8 protein-coding genes are annotated in these 16773 nt (G+C 69.2%); 5 read left to right on the top strand and 3 right to left on the bottom strand.

The annotated features are described in order from the left end of the window. Positions 1-37: 37 nt before the first annotated feature. Together AC3A5T_RS02005 and AC3A5T_RS02010 are read right to left on the bottom strand one after the other, a co-directional pair. Entirely contained in the window at positions 38-781 is a 744-nt protein-coding gene (locus tag AC3A5T_RS02005; protein WP_487627124.1) for an MlaE family lipid ABC transporter permease subunit, read from the bottom strand. After that, positions 778-1575 carry an ABC transporter ATP-binding protein gene (locus tag AC3A5T_RS02010; protein ID WP_332078931.1) on the bottom strand — a complete coding sequence of 266 codons (798 nt, stop codon included), beginning with the start codon at positions 1573-1575 and terminating at the stop codon, positions 778-780. The genes AC3A5T_RS02005 and AC3A5T_RS02010 overlap by 4 nt, the downstream gene beginning before the upstream one ends. 285 nt (positions 1576-1860) lie before the next feature. Between AC3A5T_RS02010 and AC3A5T_RS02015 the strand changes: the two genes are divergently transcribed. The 4 genes from AC3A5T_RS02015 (at position 1861) to recD (ending at position 13787) form a co-directional block, all read left to right on the top strand. Continuing rightward, positions 1861-4449 (top strand): hypothetical protein, encoded by a 2589-nt coding sequence (locus AC3A5T_RS02015; RefSeq protein WP_487627125.1) that lies wholly within the window; start codon positions 1861-1863, stop codon positions 4447-4449. A gap of 98 nt (positions 4450-4547) precedes the next feature. Further along, a complete protein-coding gene (recC, locus tag AC3A5T_RS02020; protein ID WP_487627126.1) occupies positions 4548-7943 on the top strand; it encodes an exodeoxyribonuclease V subunit gamma in 3396 nt (1131 codons plus the stop codon). After that, positions 7940-11557 carry a UvrD-helicase domain-containing protein gene (locus AC3A5T_RS02025; protein WP_487627127.1) on the top strand — a complete coding sequence of 1206 codons (3618 nt, stop codon included), beginning with the start codon at positions 7940-7942 and terminating at the stop codon, positions 11555-11557. Before recC ends, AC3A5T_RS02025 begins: the two co-directional genes overlap by 4 nt. A 292-nt stretch (positions 11558-11849) precedes the next feature. Then, positions 11850-13787, top strand: a complete 1938-nt coding sequence (recD, locus tag AC3A5T_RS02030) for an exodeoxyribonuclease V subunit alpha (RefSeq protein WP_487627128.1) — start codon at positions 11850-11852, stop codon at positions 13785-13787. 72 nt (positions 13788-13859) lie between these two features. Here the strand turns inward: recD and AC3A5T_RS02035 are convergent, their stop codons facing one another. Further along, positions 13860-15653: a hypothetical protein gene (locus tag AC3A5T_RS02035; RefSeq protein WP_487627129.1), complete on the bottom strand. Its 1794-nt coding sequence runs from the start codon at positions 15651-15653 to the stop codon at positions 13860-13862. Positions 15654-15884: 231 nt separating this feature from the next. On the opposite strand from AC3A5T_RS02035, the gene AC3A5T_RS02040 reads away from it, so the two are divergent. Further along, complete coding sequence (locus tag AC3A5T_RS02040) at positions 15885-16763, top strand: hypothetical protein (protein ID WP_487627130.1); 879 nt, start codon at positions 15885-15887, stop codon at positions 16761-16763. The last annotated feature ends 10 nt before the right edge of the window (positions 16764-16773 follow it).

Consider the following 16773-nt stretch of genomic DNA (forward strand, 5'->3'; position numbering starts at 1 on the left):
GGCGGTGAAAGAAGGAATCCGGTTCAGGTCGCCGACATCAGCGGAACAGGAAGGCGGACATCACGAAATTGAACATCAGCACCAGCAGCGAGGCATTGACCACCGCGCGCGTCGTCGCGACCGAGGTGCCCTCGATCGTCGGCTCGGCGTGGAACCCGACGTACGAGGCGACCAGCGCGGCGGTGCCGCCGAACACGGCCGACTTCAGGAATGCGGTCAAGAAGTCCTGGCGGAAATCGACCGCGTCCTGCATCGACTGCCAGAACATGCCGTTGTCGATGCCCAGCACCTGCACCGCCTGGAACCAGCTCGCCGACAGCGCCAGGCTGCAGAAGAACGCGGTCAGCAGCGGCACGCAGATCACTGCGGCCCAGAAGCGCGGCGCGACGACCTTGGCCACCGGATCGATCGCCATCAGGCCCAGCGCGGTGATCTGGTCGGTGGCGCGCATCAGGCCCAGTTCGGCGGAGATCGAACTGCCGGCGCGGCCGACGAACAGCAGCGCGGTCAGCACCGGCGCCAGTTCGCGGTACAGGCCCAGACCGATCAGCACGCTGACCTGGTTGCTGGCGCCGTAGGTTTCCAGCGCGCGGTAGCCGAGCAGCGTCAACGACAGGCCGACGAAGGCGCCGCCGACCGCGATGATCGGCAGGCTGCGGCCGCCGATCTTGTAGATCTCCCGAACCAGCTCGGAGAAGAAATCGGCGGTCGGCTTCGACGCGCGCAGCACCGAGAGCGAGAACAGCCCGGCGCGGCCGAGCGAGCGGATCGCGGCGCTCATCGAGCAGCCTCCGTGCGGGCAAGATCGCCGCGGTCGAATGCGATGGGCCCGTCCGGCTCGCCGCGCAGGAACTGGCGCACCAGCGCGTCGTCGCTGGCCTCGAGTTCGGCCGGCGTGCCCTGGAACACGATGCGGCCGTTGGCGATCACGATCGCGTGGTCGGCGACGGGCAGCGTCTCGTGCACGTGGTGGGTGACGATGATGCTGGTCAGCCCGAGCGAGGCGTTGAGGCGGCCGATCAGACTCATGATCACGCCCGAGGCGATCGGGTCCAGCCCGGTCAGCGGCTCGTCGTAGATCATCAGCGGTGGATCCAGCGCCAGCGCGCGCGCCAAGGCGACGCGGCGGGCCATGCCGCCCGACAGCTCGCGCGGATACAGATCGCCTGCGTTGCGCAGGCCCACGGCCTGCAGCTTCATCGCGACCAGACGCGCGATCACCGGCTTGGGCAACTTCGTGTGCAGACGCAGCGGCAGCGCAATGTTCTCGCCCGCGGTCAGATCGGTCAGCAGGCCGTTGCCCTGCAGCAGCACGCCGATGCCCTTGCGCAGTTCCAGCAGCTCGCGCATGCGGGTCGGAACGGGCTCGCCGAAGACTTCGACACTGCCGGCCGCCGGCACCAGCTCGCCGGTCAACGCCGACAGCAGCGTCGACTTGCCACTGCCCGACGGACCCAGCACCGCGGTCACGCTGCCACGCGGAACCGACAGATCGATGCCCGACAGCACGCTGCGACCGCCACGGTCGAGGCGGACATCGCGCAGCAGCACGGCAGGGGCGTTGGTGTCGGGCATTCGGCTCGTGGGCGTGGTGTCGGGGGACGAATCGCGCAGAGAACGCGCGAAACCCGCAGAGGATGGCGTGAACAAACTGAATCTTAACCCAGTCGGTGTACTGACGAGTACAGAAATTGTCCCGGGAGCGGGGCGATGTGTCCCGGGGATCGAACCCGCCCGTCTGCCTGAAGCCCCGCCATCCGTGTGGCGCCGTCTAGGGCGCACCCCAGCTGTGGCCCCGCCCGGCCGGGCGTAGATATGGCGCGCTGCCGCCGCGACGTCCGCGGGGAGGATCCTGTTGCCATGAACATGCCGGTCGAACCCACCCGCGATTACACCCCGCCTCCGCCGCCACCGCCGACCCTGGATGTGCTGCGCCAGGCCGATCCCACGACGACCGGCCCGGCGATCGACGCGATGACGCCCGAGCAGCAGGCCACGCTGACCGACGATGTCGCGAACCTCGGCGTCGGCGAACGCACCGATCTGTTGAACGGACTGGCCGCGCAGCTCGATGCCGGCCAGCTGCAACGCCTCGAACCGGTGTTCGGCGCCGATGCCGTGCTGTCCGCGGTACAGACCCGCAGCCCGGCCGCCGTGCGCGAGACCTACGAGCAGCAGGCCGGCGCCGGCCCTGCCGTCACGACTGCCGAGCCGTCGGGCCGCACCCCGGACCAGCAGCGCGCCGACGCCGCCACCGATTACGCGCAGCGCGTCGAAGGCCAGGCGATCATGTCCCAGCACGCGCTGGGCGATCTGATGGCCGCCAATGCCGGCGACCCGGCCTATCTCGCCGAACTGGTGCGTCTGGCGAACGATGACGGCGTGCTCGAACAGGTGGTCAGCCCGATGTACGGCGGCCTGTACGAGCGCGACGACAGCGGCTATGTGGTGACCAACGCCAATGCCTCCTTCGATGCTGACGCGCGCCGCGAGGCGTTCGCGCTGGCGATCGGCGCGGCGGTCGACCGCGGCGTACTGTCGGAAACCGACGTGCGCGCTCTCGGCAACCAGCAGACCGGCTGGGCCGACGTGGCCGGCCGGGCCGGCATCGGCCAGGTCGGCGCCACGGATGCGACCCGCGCCACGGCCACCGATCTGGGCAGTGTGCTCGAGACCTACACCGACGCGGCCGACGACGTCGCCAAGCTGGACGAGCAGCTCGGCGGACTGCTGGCCCAGGCCGGCCCGATGACGCCCGAGCAGCAGGCAGCCTTCGTCACCGCCTTCCGCACCGATCCCGAGAACGTCGGCACCTATACGCGGCTGACCGAGGCCACCGCCGCACTCGCCGACCACGTCACCCAGAACACCGACGCCGTGCTCGACGCGGCCGTGCGCGACCCCGCCGTCGCCCAGCAGGTCGTCGACGCGATGACCGGGCTGGCGCAGGACGGTCGCGGCGAGGAAGTCATCGCCCTGCTGACCGAGATCAACGCCGGCGGCCCGACGTCGGCGCTGGCGGAAGCCTTCGCCGGATTCGACGAACTGTCGGGCCCGGTGCTCGAGGACGCGGCGTCGTCGGCGATGGCGCAGCTGCTCGAACGCAACAACGGCGACGTGTCGGCGGCCTCGGCGCAGTTCCAGACCGCGCTGCAGAGTCTCGTGCAGGCGTGGCCGGCAAAGGCCGGCGTCGACGATTTCCGCATCGGCTCGCAACTGCTCAACGCCGCCGCAGGTGGCGACGTCAGTGCGATGCAGGGCTATCTCAACCAGTACCAGACCGTCTCGCCGATCATGCGCGCCGTCGCCGGTGCAGGCGTGGTGCTGGGCGCCGTGGGTGCGGTCAATGCCGGCACCAACGAGGACTACGTCAACATGGTCGCCGGCTTCGCCCAGTCGGGCGAGAACGCGGCCCGTCTGGTCGCCGGCACCATGGGCGGCATGGCCGCGGTCGGCGAGGCCGCGCAGGCCGCCGGACGCTTCGCCGGCGCAGCCGGATTCGCCGCCAAGCTCGCGCCGGGCCTGGGCCTGATCGCGAACTCGGCGTCACTGGCCAACAGCTTCAACCATGCCGCGGACGGCAATCCCGGCTACGCGATCGCGATGGTCGGCGACGTGCTCGGCGTGATGGGCAGCGCGCTGGAATTCACCCCAGCCGCGCCCGCAGGTTTCATCCTTTCGGGGATCGGCGCGGTGATTTCGGCGGCAGGTTCGTTCGCCGGCGAAATCATCAACGGCCACGAGCGTCGCGAGACGCTGGAGAAATATCTGACCGCCGCGGGCGTGGATCCGCAGATCGTCGACGAGATGATCAGCGCCTCGTCGCAGCTGTTCGAAATGTCCGAAACCCTCGATCTCACGCCCGAGCAGGTGCAATCCCTGCTGATGGCCTATCCCGACATCGGCGGCGCGCCGGGCCTGGCCGGCACGTTCACCGACGTGGCCGCGGCCGCCGGCATCAGTGGCAGCGACGTGCAGGACTTCGCCGCCGCGCTCGCCGCCGACAATCCCAACTTCGCCTGGGACCTGATCGGCATTGCGTCCTACGTACCGAGCAACCCGGGCGAAGCGGCAACGTTCTATCGCAATTACCTGGAAGGCAGCTATCCGGAGGCGACCACGCTGGCGCAATCGCTGTCGCCGGATCTGTTCGGCGATGCCGCGCAGCAGCGTGACCAGGCGCTGGCCGACTACAACCGCAGCGGCAGTTCGACGATGTGGGAAATGGAGATCGGCAATCTGCTGAAGAACAACGACGACCCGGCCTATCGCGCCGAGGTGCTGCGTCTGCTCGCCGAGGGCGGCGACCAGCGGCTGGAGATGTTCGCGCAGATGACCAGCGGTTATGGCGACACGTGGTCGGGCGCGGTGCGCGATTCGGTGGCCGATGCGGTCGAAGCCGGCACGCTGAGCCAGTCGCAGGCCGACATGGTGCTGGGCTACTTCTGATCGGCGCGCGTCCGGGGGCGTGAGCGCGGGCGACGTCCGATGACGTCGGCCCGCACGCGGTCTCACGCTGCGAGAGCCCGCTCCGGCATCATGGCCCGATGCCTGATGCCGCACCCGACTTCCGCCTCTACCACTCCAATGCGTTGGAGGTGTTGGCGGGCCTGATGGCGCACGCGCTGCGCACGCCGGCGCCCGGGCAGTCCTTGCTGGCGCCTGACGTCGTGCTGATTCCGCAGGTCGCGATGCGGCGCTGGCTGCAGGCCACGCTCGCTGCCGAGCACGGCGTCGCCGCGAATCTCGAGTTCGTGACGCCCGGCGAATTCGTCGGCAGGGCGCTGTCGGCCAATCTCGGTCCACCGACCGACGAACCCGACGCCGCCGCGTTGCGCTGGCATCTGTATGCCGCGCTCACCGATCCGGCGTTTCTCGCCCAACCCGCGCTCGCCGCCTTGCGTGCGCATGTCGACAGCGTCGACCCGCTGCGGCCATGGGCGCTGGCCGGCGAACTCGCCTCGGTGTTCGAGAAGTACCAGGCTTGGCGCCGCGATTGGCTGCTGCGCTGGGAAGCGGGCGCGGACGCCGAAGATCCGCAGGCGATCCTGTGGCGACGCATCGCGCGCGGTCGCCAGCACCGCGCGCGGCGCATCCAGCAGTATCTCGACTGTTTCGAAAGCGCCGACGCGCCGTTGCCCGGCGGCCTGCCACCGCGGCTGTTCGCGTTCGCCACGCTCAACGTCTCGCCCGACGTGCTGCGGGTGTTGGCTACGCAGGCGCGCGTCGGCACGCTGCATTTCTACGTGCCTTCGCCCAGCCGCGATTACTGGGGCGATCTGCAGCGCGTGCGCGCCGGCGGCGCCGAGGCTGCGCGTACCGAGAATCCGTTGCTGCAGGCCTGGGGCCACGCCGGTCGCGATTTCATGGCGGTGCTCGGCAGTTACGAAGTCGTGCATCCCGATGTCGAACTGCGCAGCGATGCCGATCCCGCCGGGGGCGGCGGCGCGCTGCACGGCAGCCTGCTGCGGCGTCTGCAGTCGGATCTGTTCCAGCGCCTGCCGTCACCGCCGCTGACGCCGACCGCCGACGATCCGCGCACGCGTCTGCCCGCGTTGCGCCGCGACGATCCCAGCCTGCAGGTGCACGCCTGCCACACGCGCCTGCGCGAACTGCAGGTGCTGCACGACCAGCTGCGCGCCCTGTTCGAGGATCCGCGCTTCGATCCGCCGCTGCAGCCGCGCGACGTCGCGGTGCTGGCACCGGACATCGATCCCTACATCCCGTATCTCGATGCGGTGTTCGGCGGTCGCGGGCGCGAGGGGCAGGCCGCGCACGAGCACATTCCCTACGCGCTGGCCGATGCCAGCCCGCTCGCCGGCGAGCCGTTGGCCGACGTGTTCCTGCGTCTGCTCGCACTGCCGGTCGCGCGTTTCGGTCTGGAGGAAACGCTGGACCTGCTGGCCAGCCCGCCGCTGGCCGAATCCGCCGGGCTCGATGCCGGTGCGTTCGCACGGCTGCACGCCTGGCTCTTCGCGGCGGGTGCGCGCTGGGGCATCGACGCTGCGCATCGTGCGCGTCTCGATGCGCCGGCCGACGATGCCTACACCTGGGCGTTCGCGCTCGATCGTCTGCTGCTCGGCCATGCCAGCGGCAGCGATGCGCCGATCGCGACCGCATCCGGCCATCTGATCGCGCCGCTGCCGGAACTCGAAGGCAGCGCGCTCGACGCGCTCGACACGCTGATCCGTCTGCTGCGCGTGCTCGCACGTCATGCGCAGGACCTCGGCGATGCGATGCCGCCCGAAGCCTGGCGCGATCGCCTGCTGCGTCTGCTCGACGCGCTGTTGCCGAAACCGCCGTCGACGCCCGCCACCCAGCGCGCGCTCGATCGCCTGCGCAGCCTGATCGACGCGTTCGCCGCCGACGCCACGCGCGCCGGCTTCGATGCGCCGGTGCCGTCGGAGGCGGTTCGCGCGCATTTCGCCGCCGTGCTCGGCGAGGCCGACACGCGCGCGCCGCTGCTGACCGGCGGCGTGAGCATCGGTCGCATGGTGCCGATGCGTCTGCTGCCGTTCCGCGCGATCTGCCTGCTCGGCATGGACGATGGCGACTTTCCGCGTCGCGATGCCGCGGCGGGTCTGAATCGCCTGACCGCCGAACTCGGCACCGATCGCCGCCAGGTCGGCGACCGCAGCACGCGCGACGACGACCGCTTCCTGTTCCTGCAGCTGTTCGCCGCTGCGCAGGACGTGTTCTACGTCAGCTACCAGGGCGCCGACCCGCGCGACGGCAGCGTGCGCGAGCCATCGGTGTTGGTGACCGAACTGCTGGCCGCCGCCGATGCGCAACACGCGCCGGATGCACGTGCGGCCGCCGGTCTCGTCGTGCATCACCCGCTGCAGCCGTTCGCGCCCGCGGCATTCGGCGCCGGCGACGAGCCGCGTCGCTTCTCGTACCGCCAGCAGTGGTGGCAGGCCGCCTCGCAGCCCGTGCAGCGGCGCATCGCATTGCCGGCATGGTTCGACGGCACCGTGCTGCCGCCGATCGAGGACGACGACGCGTCGCTGTCGCTCGATGCGCTGCGCCGGTTCCTGCAGGCCCCGGCCGAGACCTTCCTGCGCCAGCGGCTCGGCATGCGGCTGGCCGACGTCGACACGCTCGAAGGCGATGTCGAGCCGTTGCTCGCGCCCGGCCGCGGTCTCGCCAAACAACAGCTGCAGCGTGCGGTGTTCGAGGCGCGTCTGCGCGGCGACAACGATGCGACCACGCAAGCGCTGCTGCGCGCGCGCGGATTGCTGCCGTCCGGACCGCTGGGGCGTCGCACGCTCGATGCGGTACGCCGCGAGGTCGACGGCTACGCCGAGGCGTTCCGCGACTGGCGTGGCGATGCGGTCCCCGATTCACCACGCATCGAGGTCGACATCGATGGTGTCCCCGTGCACGGGCGACTCGCCGACGTGTATCCGCATGGCATCGCGCGCATCCGATTCGACGCGCCGAACGGCAATTCCTCGATCCGCGATGGCCTCGACTGGCTGCTCGCCAGCGCAGCCGGACTCGACACACCGCTGGTGCAGTTCCACGATGGCGGCGATGCGGGTGCCGGTCCGCACACGCGCGCCACGCTCGCACCGCACGAGGCCCGCGCCCTGCTCGCGCACCTGATCGCGCTGCGCGCACAGGGCCTGCGCGCGCCGCTGCCGTTCGCGCCCTACAGCGGCTGGGAACTGTTCAACGCGCCGACGCTCGAACGCGGTCTCCAGAACGCGGCGAAGAAGTGGCACGGCAGCGACCGCAGCTGGGGCGAAGGCAATACCGAAGCCTTGCGGCTTGCGTTGCGCGGGCGCGATCCCTTCACCGACGCCGCCACGCAGGTCGCGTTCGTCGATCAGGCGCTGACGGTCTTCAACGCGGTCGTCTCGGGACGGGTGTACGGCGGCACCGATCCCGATGCGCTGCGCACGATCGCCGCGGAACTCGACGTGGAGGAATCGGAATGAGTGAATCCGATCCCTACCTGCTGCTGCCGCTCGACGGCGTGCGCGCCATCGAGGCGTCGGCCGGTACCGGCAAGACGTTCACGCTGGCGACGCTGGTCGTGCGCCTCGTCGTCGAAGGTGGCCTGCGCGTCGGCGAGATTCTCGCGGTGACCTTCACCGAAGCCGCCACGCAGGAACTGCGCAGCCGCATCCACACGCGGCTGAAGATGGCCGAGGCGCTGGTCGAGGCCGACATCGGCGACGACGCCTCGCCCGAGACCGCGCTGACCCACACCGTGCTCGCGCAGCATCTCGCGCGCGGCGAGGAAAGCGCCGATGCCTTGCGGCGCCGCCTGCGCACGGCGGCCGACGAGATCGATCTCGCAGCGATCTTCACCATCCACGGCTTCTGCGCGCGCGTGCTGCGCGAACACGCACTGGAAGCCGGGCAGGGTTTTGATGCGCCCGAGCTGATGGCCAGCGACACCGCCTTGCGCGAAGCGATCGCCGCCGATCTGTGGCGCTCGCACGGCGTCGAGCCCGATGCCGCCGACGATCTGCTGAGCCTGTGGTCGGGCGGCCCGCTCGCCCTCGCCGGCGATCTGTCGCCGCTGGTGCGCGAACGCGTGCTGCGGCCTGCACTCACTGAACTGCCCGACGATCCAGCGCCGCGTCTACGCGCTGCCGGTGCCGCGCTCGCGTATGCCTTCCATGTGCACGGCGACGACTTCCGCGCGTCGCTGATCGCGGCCGTCGACAACAAGATCCTGCATGGCGCCAGCTACAAGGCCGACTGGATCACCGCGCTGTTCGCCGATCTGCGCACCTGGTGCGCGGCCGGCAATCACGATGCGCCGTTCCATCACGCCAAGCTGCCGCATCTGCATCGCGAGCGGCTGCTGGAAAAGACCAATAAGGCCGGCGCTGGACGCACGCCCGACTCGCCGATCTGCGATGCGATTCCCGCATATCTCGATGCGCTCGACGAAATCGCCGAATGGCAGGACGCGCGCCGCGTCGAGCTGCTGCATCGCCTGCGTGATGACGCGCGCGCCCGTGTCGATCGCTTCAAGCAGCAACAGCGCGTGCAGACCTACGACGATCTGATCGACCGCGTGGCCGATGCGGTCGACGGTCCGCAGGCCGATGCGCTGGTCGCGCAATTGCGTGCGCAGTACCGGGTCGCGCTGGTCGACGAATTCCAGGACACCGATCCGCGCCAGTGGCGCATCTTCGAACGCGTGTTCGGCGCCGCCAGTGGCGAACCGGCGCTGTTTGTCATCGGCGATCCCAAGCAGGCGATCTACGGTTTCCGCGGCGGCGACGTCGAAACCTATCTCGCCGCGCAGGCCTCGGCCGAACTCGCACCGCCGCTCGCGCTGAACTTCCGCTCACGCCCCGGCGTGCTGCGCGCAGTCGCGGCGCTGTACGCGCAGGCGGAAGGCACAGGCCATCCGCCGTTCGTCGATGCCCGCATCCGGTTCCGCGAAGTCGAACCCGGCGGCGTGCGTCGCGATGACGACTATCTGCGCGATGGCGCACCCGCGCCTGCGCTCACCTTGTGGCAGGCGCCCGATCCGCCGCCCGACCACAAGGGCAAGGTCAAACCCTGGAGCGCCGGCCGTTCGCGCGAACTCGCGACCCAGGCCTGCGTCGCCGAAATCCATCGCGTGCTGTCCGATGCACGCGAAGGCCGCGCGTTGATCGAGGGCAGCCCGGTGCAGCCCGGCGACATCGCGGTGCTGGTGCGCTCGCACAGTGAGGCCACGCGCATCCGTGCCGCGCTGGCAATGGTCGGCATTCCCGCGGTCGCGGCCGGCAAGCAGAGCCTGTTTGCAACCGCCGAGGCGCGCGACGTGCATGCGCTGCTGCTCGCACTGCTGCACGGCGCCGACGATGGCCGCCTGCGCATGGCGCTGTCGACGGTGCTGGTCGGCGAGGACGCGACGCAGGTCGCCGCACTCGACGAGGACGGTGACGCGTTGCGCAGCTGGCAGCTCGCCGCTCTCGGCTGGCGTGACCGTCTGCAACGCGGTGGCCCGCTCGCCCTGATCACCGATCTCTGCGCCGCACACGCAGGCCGCCTGCTCGGCCTGCTCGATGGCGAGCGTCGCCTGACGAACTATCTGCAACTCGCCGAACTGTTGCAGGAAGCGCAGGCGCACGCGCTGGGTCTGCACGGCCTGGTCGACTGGCTGTCGCGCGCGATCGCGTCCGCCAGCAGTGACGACGACAGCCAGCTGCTGCGCCTCGAGTCCGACGCGCGCCGCGTGCAGGTGGTCACGCTGCACAAGAGCAAGGGCCTGGAATATCCGCTGGTGTTCCTGCCGTTCGCCGGCATCGGCGGCAAGCCGCGCGACGCCGGACGTCACGTCACCGTGGCCGACGACGACGGCCGCGCCCTGCACTGGAAACTGCTGCCGTCGCGCTCGGGCTGGAACGACGCGAAGCAGCGCTGGCAGGACAGCCAACGCGCCGAAGATGCGCGCCTGCTCTACGTCGGCCTGACCCGCGCGCGGAACGCGCTGTGGCTCGCGGGCGGGAAGTTCTACGGCCATGACAAGGCCGCGATCGCGCACATGATCGACACGCCGGACGCGCTGGCCGAAGCATTGGGCGCTGCCATCCGCATCGACACGCAGACGCCGCCCACGTCGCTGCCGTGGCTGCCGCCCGACTCCGAAGACGCCGTGCCGCCCGCGCGCGTCGCCACGCGCTCGCTGCTGAGCGACTGGTGGGTCTACAGCTTCACCCAGCTGGCGAATGCCGAGTCCGGCCACGACGCATCGAGCGCGTCCACCCAGGCCGCGCCCGGTGGTCTGGACGAACCGGCCGTCGATCCGGATGCCGCACCGGACGCTGCGGTCGAGACCGATGCCTACGACCCACGCTTCGCCGGCGCGCGCTTCGGCGTGGTGCTGCACGACGTGCTCGAACGCAGCGACTTCGCGCAGTGGTCCAAGTGGACGCCCGGTATGCCTGCACCCGAGGCCGATGCGGACGTCATCAACGAGCGCCTGCGCGCTGCCGGTTATGCAGACGCCGATCTCGAAGACGGCATCGAGGTCCTGACCCCGCTCGTCGGCCAGACGCTGACCGTCACCCTGCCCGAAGGCGTGCGCCTCGCCGACGTGCCGTCCGATGCGCGGCGTCCGGAAATCGAATTCCAGTTCGCCCTCGCACCCACGCGCATCGATGCCCTGCTCGCCCTGCTGCATCGCCACGACGTGCTGTCGGCGCGCAGCGGCTTCGGCACGCGTCGCCAGCTCGAAGGCCTGATGACCGGTCTGATCGATCTGACCTACGTGCATGACGGCCGCTGGTACGTGCTCGACTACAAGACCAACCGTTTGCCCGGCTACGGCCCCGCGCAACTCGACGCCGCGATGGCGCACAGCGAGTACGACCTCCAGGCGCTGATCTACACCGTCGCGCTGCATCGCTGGCTGCGGTTCCGTCTGGGCGAGGGTTACGACTACGCGCGTGACTTCGGCGGCGTGCGCTACCTGTTCTGCCGCGGGCTGGATGCGACGCGCGAAGACGCGCCGGGTGTGCAGGCGTGGCGCTTCGCGCCGGCGCTGGTGAATGCGTTGGACGAATTGTTCGCGGGGCGAGATGCGGAGGTGGTGGCGTGAGCGCCGGACGCGCAATCCATTTTGAACACGCGCAGGAGCAGCGCCCTCCCCCGCGCGCGGGGGAGGGTTGGGTGGGGGCGATCGGTCAGTGCTGTGGAAGATTGAACGCACGTGCTTTTTCGGGCTGGCGAGCGGCTGGCGTTCCGTTCATCGCGAGCGTCTGCCCTCACCCCAACCCCTCTCCCAGAGGGAGAGGGGCTCGAATCGTGCGAGCATTGCGTTGCTTTGAGCCCCTCTCCCTCCGGGAGAGGGGTTGGGGTGAGGGCAACCGGTCGCAGGACAACTACCCCCAATGACCCTCCTCAAAAACCTCCGCGAAGCCGGCGCGCTGCGCACGCTCGACACCGCGCTCGCGCAGTCACTGCGGCGCCTCGATCCCGCCACGCCCGACACCGTGCTCGCTGCGGCCGCGCTCGCCTCGCTCGCCGTCGCCAACGGTCACGCCGGTTTCGATCCCGCGGCGCCGCAGCGCCTGGTCGACGCCGACATCGACTGGCCCGCACCCGATACCTGGCGCGCTGCACTCGAAGCCTCGCCGTGGATTTCGCAGCCCGCCGACGGCGACACCGAATCCGTCGCCGACACGCCGCTGGTGTTCGAACACGGCCTGCTCTACCTGCGCCGCTATCGCGAATACGAACGCCGCCTCGCGCTCGGCCTGCGCCGCATCGGTGCGCACAGGCCCGAAGGCGGCGACCTGGACGCACTCGCGCCCCTGTTCGCGCAGCTGTTTCCCGATGCCCGCACCGGTGACGATCTGCAGGCGCGCGCCGCCGCGGTCGCGCTGCGCGACAACCTGGTTCTCATCACTGGCGGCCCCGGCACCGGCAAGACCACGACGATCACCCGTCTGCTCGCCCTGCTCACCGCGCAGGCGCAACAGGCAGGAAATCCCGCACCGCGCATCGCGCTCGCCGCGCCAACCGGCCGCGCTGCCGAGCGCATGGCCGAGAGCGTGCGCAAGGCTGTGCAGACGCTCGCGGCAGCAGGTGTCGATGTCGCGCTGCTCGACGCGTTGCCCACGGCCGGCACCACGCTGCACCGCCTGCTCGGCACGATTCCCGACAGCCCGCGCTTCCGCCACCACGCCGACAACCCGCTGCCGTTCGATGTCGTCGTTGTCGACGAAGCCTCGATGATCGATCTGCCGCTGATGGCCAAACTGGTCGAAGCCGTCGCCGACGGCGCGCGCCTCGTCCTGCTCGGCGATCCCGACCAGCTGCCCTCGGTCGAAGCCGGCGATGTGCTCAGCGGCATCTTGCGTGCGGCCGGAGACGGCACGGACATCGCTGCTGACGACGCGGATGCGTTGCACGCACTGCTCGACACTTCCGATCGTCGCCCCGGCGCACGCCGGGGCCCAGCGACTTCTGTAACGACCGACGCGCAGACCTTCCCCGGCCGCCGCATCCACCTGCAACGCGGTTACCGCCAGAGCGCTGCCCTCGATCTCGCCCCGCTCGCGACCGCCGTGCGCGAAGGCGATGCGCCTACCGCACTCTCGCTGCTGCGCGCCGGCGAACTCGCCGGCGTGCACTTCCACGAAGGCCAGTCCGATCCGCTTGCCGCACACCGCGCGCATCTGCTCGCGCACTGGACCGCACTCGCCGACACCACCGATCCGGCCGACGCCCTCGCACTCGCCGGCCGACTGCGCGTCCTCACCGCAGTCCGCGAAGGACCGCAGGGCGCACGCGGACTCAATGCGCGCATCGAAGAACTCCTCGGCGGCAGCATGCGTCGCGGCGCGGGGCCGGGCTATTTCCACGGCAGACTGCTGCTGGTCACCGAGAACAGCTACCGCCACCGGCTGTTCAACGGCGACATCGGCATCTGTCTCGCCGATGGCAGCGGTGCGGTCACGGCGTGGTTCCCCGGCGACGACCCGCTGCATCCGCGGCCTTTCCATCCCTCTGCGCTCCCCGCGCACGACAGCGCATTCGCGATGACCGTGCACAAAGCACAGGGCTCGGAGTTCGACGAGGTCTGGCTGGTGCTGCCCGAACGCTTCAACCGCGTGCTGTCGCGTGAACTCGTCTACACCGGCATGACCCGCGCCCGCAGCGCGCTGCACATCGCCGCGCATGCGGATGTCATCACCGAAGCCCTCGCGCGGCATGCCAGCCGCTGGTCGGGGCTGGGCTGGCGGCTGGGCGCGGACCGCCCACCGCAGCCGCTTCCAGTGGACACCGCCGACCCGGAGATTCCGACGCAGGGCGCGCTGTTCTAGAGGCATTGCATCCGCGGGGCACATGGAAACGCCCGGGCATGCCGGGCGCTCCCGTTCCACCGCTGCCCGCTCTTATGCCTTCAACAGCTGCGAGGCTTCCTTCACGATCTCGGCGCGGATGCCGGCCGTGCCCTCGCCGTCCAGACCGCGCAGCAGTTGCGCCTCGATGAACTCGTTGGCGTTGTCGCGGAACGTCGCCAGGTACTGGTCCTGATGATCCGACTTGCTCAAGATCTCGACCATCTTGTCCTTGAACACGTCGACGCTGTTCCCATCGATCACGCCGCTCACGGATTCGGATGCGCTGTCGAAGGCCTTGGTCACGCCGCTGTTTTCGCCGAAGACCTTGGTGATGCCCGACTTGAGGTTGTCGGTCAGCAGGCCACCCGGTGACGGCACCATGCCGACGAAGAAGTTGAGCATCTTCATCATGTCGGCCTGGCGCGCGGCGTCGTCTTCGGCCTTGTCGGCGAAGCCGTTGAGCACGGCCTGCTCGGTCGAGGCCACCGCGTGCGTCAACTGGTGCTCGTAGAGATACATGCGGTCGGTGTTGCCCGCCTCGCGCGCATCCAGGTAGTCCTTGGCCCAGCCATCGGACAGCTTGGTCAGCGAGTTCAGCACGTCGGGCGCGGCCTCGTTGGTCGGCGACAGGCCGGTCAGGCGCGTGAGGTTCGCCATCGTCTGCACGTTGCGCTCGACGTTGCTGACGTTGCTGCCGTCGTGGATGCCGGACTCACCCAGGCCGTTGAACTCGAAGATCTCGCCAGCCTTCTTCATCACCAGCTCGTTCACCGCCTCCTGACGGCCGGTCTTGGGAATGTTCTGGTCGTCGAAGAAGCCGTTCTCGCCCCACGGGTTGTTCTCGGACTGGTCGAGGATCGTCTCCGCCAGATCGGCCGCGTGACTGCGCGAATCGCCGGCGTAGACGCTGGCCGGATCGTTCGCCACGGCGCGGATGATGATCTCCATCGGATCGCGGTTGTAGCCGTCGGGCAGGTGGCTGTCCTCGCGGTCGAGCCATGCGTTCTCGGTGGTGACCTTGCTGAAGTTCTCGCTGACGTCCTGGATCGCCTGTGCACGCTTCTCGCTGTCCACGCCGTGCAGGATATTGTTCACCACCTCGTGATTGTCGCTGGCGTGATCGGCGGCGTTGAGCAGCAGGCCGAGGTGATCGCCGCGGTCATTGCTGTCGGTGTCGGTCGAGCCGACCGTGCCTTCCTGGAGCTGGTCGATGGTGAAGGTCTCGATGAAATCCGCGAACGCCGCACTCTTCGTGTCGCCTTCGCCGAGACCATTGAGGAACCGCGTCATCACCTCGCCCGAGGTGTTCTGGTTCTCGATCTTGCTGATGCCCAGCGACGTCTGTCGCGGCGTCGCCTTGTCCACCACCTCGCCGCTGACGCCGTCCATTTCCATGAAGCGCCACGTGTTCTCGGTGTCGGCCTCGCCGGCGGTGTACGCCTGACCGAAGGCCTCGAGCACCTGCTGCCGCTGCTCGCCCGTCATGCGTCCCTCGTCGACGAGCTTGTCCAGACGCGCGCCCTGCAGCCAAGAGTCGGACTTCGTCGCACCCGCATCGTTCTCGAGGATCGCACCGATGAACCGGCCGCGGTCTTCCACGCTCAGATCAGGCAGGAACTCGCTGGCCAGCGCAGTCAGCCGCGCGTCGTAGTCGTCCTTCTTGCCTTTGATGTCGCCGTGCGAATGCAGTTCCTTGGCCATGTCCAGCAACTGGCCTTTGTCCGGCGATGTGTAGTCATCCGGCAGGTGGGCATCGGGGCTGTTCGCGGCACCGCTGCCGGTACTCGCGGCGAGTTCGCGGATGGCGTTGGTGAGTGCGTGGATATCGAGGGCGACTGCGGACATGTGATGACTCCTTGGAAAGCGAAGGGATCCTGTTGCGTCGCTTCCCGAGTCTCGGTGCGAGTGCCGCCCCCCGATACCGGGACAGCCCTAGGTCGCCTGCCCCGCGTTCGAGTGCGGGCAAGGAAGCTGGCTGGGGGGCATGCAGCGCGCTGGCGCCGTTCCAGCGCATCACAAGCGCTTTCCCGCACGCGGCCTTCACGCTATCGTCCGCGCAGGGGAAGGGGGATTCGCATGGGACGCGGACGTCGTGGGCTCTTCGACGATTTGACCAGACTGCCGTGGCCGGTCGCAGTGGTCGTCGGCGTCATCATTGCCTTACTGCCAGACATCGCTCGGGCGTGTCTGTCGTTGCCGACGCTGCATGGCGCACTGACGATTCCGCAGTGTGATCCACGTGCGCGCGCCGCCAACTGCACGCCGGCAGCGGAGGTGCTGCATCAGCGCCTGGAGGCCTTCGACATCCCCGAAGTCTTCACGATTGGGCTGCAAAGCAGCCCATGGCGGATGTACGACGCCGATGCTCGCATTCTGACTGTGGAGGACGTTGCCAACGGCGTGCGCGCAAGCCGGCCCAGGAGCGACAGGCGCGTACACCTCATCGGCTCCTGGACGGCTGCACGTCCCGACGGCAGTACCGACACCCTCGCACACCGACTTTCCATCGCCCTCGACGGTTTGCCTGTGGATGGTAGCGATGGCTTTTTATGGCTCGATCAGAAAGGGAACATGCGAACAACCAGGCAGGCCGCATCGCTGAGAATTACCGGCCCCTATGCAGTGCGCGAGAACGATGACGTCATGATGGCGCTCATCCCCGGCGCGCTGATCGACTACGAGGCAAGCCTTGACGAACAAGGCAATGCAGAAGGCCTGGTGCACATTGGAATGGGTTACGACGCCTTTCTGCTTTGCCCGGAGCGCGCACTTGCCGCATTCGAGCGCGCGGCTGAACTCGGCAGCGCCATCGGCGCCTACAACGCTGGCCTGATCCATACCGAAGCCGGGCGCCGAGCGGATGCGACCGTGTGGTTGCAGCGGGCAGTTGCACTTGGCGATCAACGCGCGCGGCCAGCCTTGGACCGAATTCTCGAAAGCGTGCGTCGAAAATGAGCTTCCAACC

This window comes from Luteimonas sp. Soil_C_16 (genome assembly GCF_057657295.1).

Bases quoted from the DNA above. Each gene is read 5' to 3' on its own strand.
- recC (WP_487627126.1), top strand. From the start codon at position 4,548: ATGCCTGATGCCGCACCCGACTTCCGCCTCTACCACTCCAATGCGTTG.
- AC3A5T_RS02025 (WP_487627127.1), top strand. From the start codon at position 7,940: ATGAGTGAATCCGATCCCTACCTGCTGCTGCCGCTCGACGGCGTGCGC.
- AC3A5T_RS02040 (WP_487627130.1), top strand. From the start codon at position 15,885: ATGGGACGCGGACGTCGTGGGCTCTTCGACGATTTGACCAGACTGCCG.
- AC3A5T_RS02010 (WP_332078931.1), bottom strand. From the start codon at position 1,575: ATGCCCGACACCAACGCCCCTGCCGTGCTGCTGCGCGATGTCCGCCTC.
- recD (WP_487627128.1), top strand. From the start codon at position 11,850: ATGACCCTCCTCAAAAACCTCCGCGAAGCCGGCGCGCTGCGCACGCTC.
- AC3A5T_RS02015 (WP_487627125.1), top strand. From the start codon at position 1,861: ATGAACATGCCGGTCGAACCCACCCGCGATTACACCCCGCCTCCGCCG.
- AC3A5T_RS02035 (WP_487627129.1), bottom strand. From the start codon at position 15,653: ATGTCCGCAGTCGCCCTCGATATCCACGCACTCACCAACGCCATCCGC.
- AC3A5T_RS02005 (WP_487627124.1), bottom strand. From the start codon at position 781: ATGAGCGCCGCGATCCGCTCGCTCGGCCGCGCCGGGCTGTTCTCGCTC.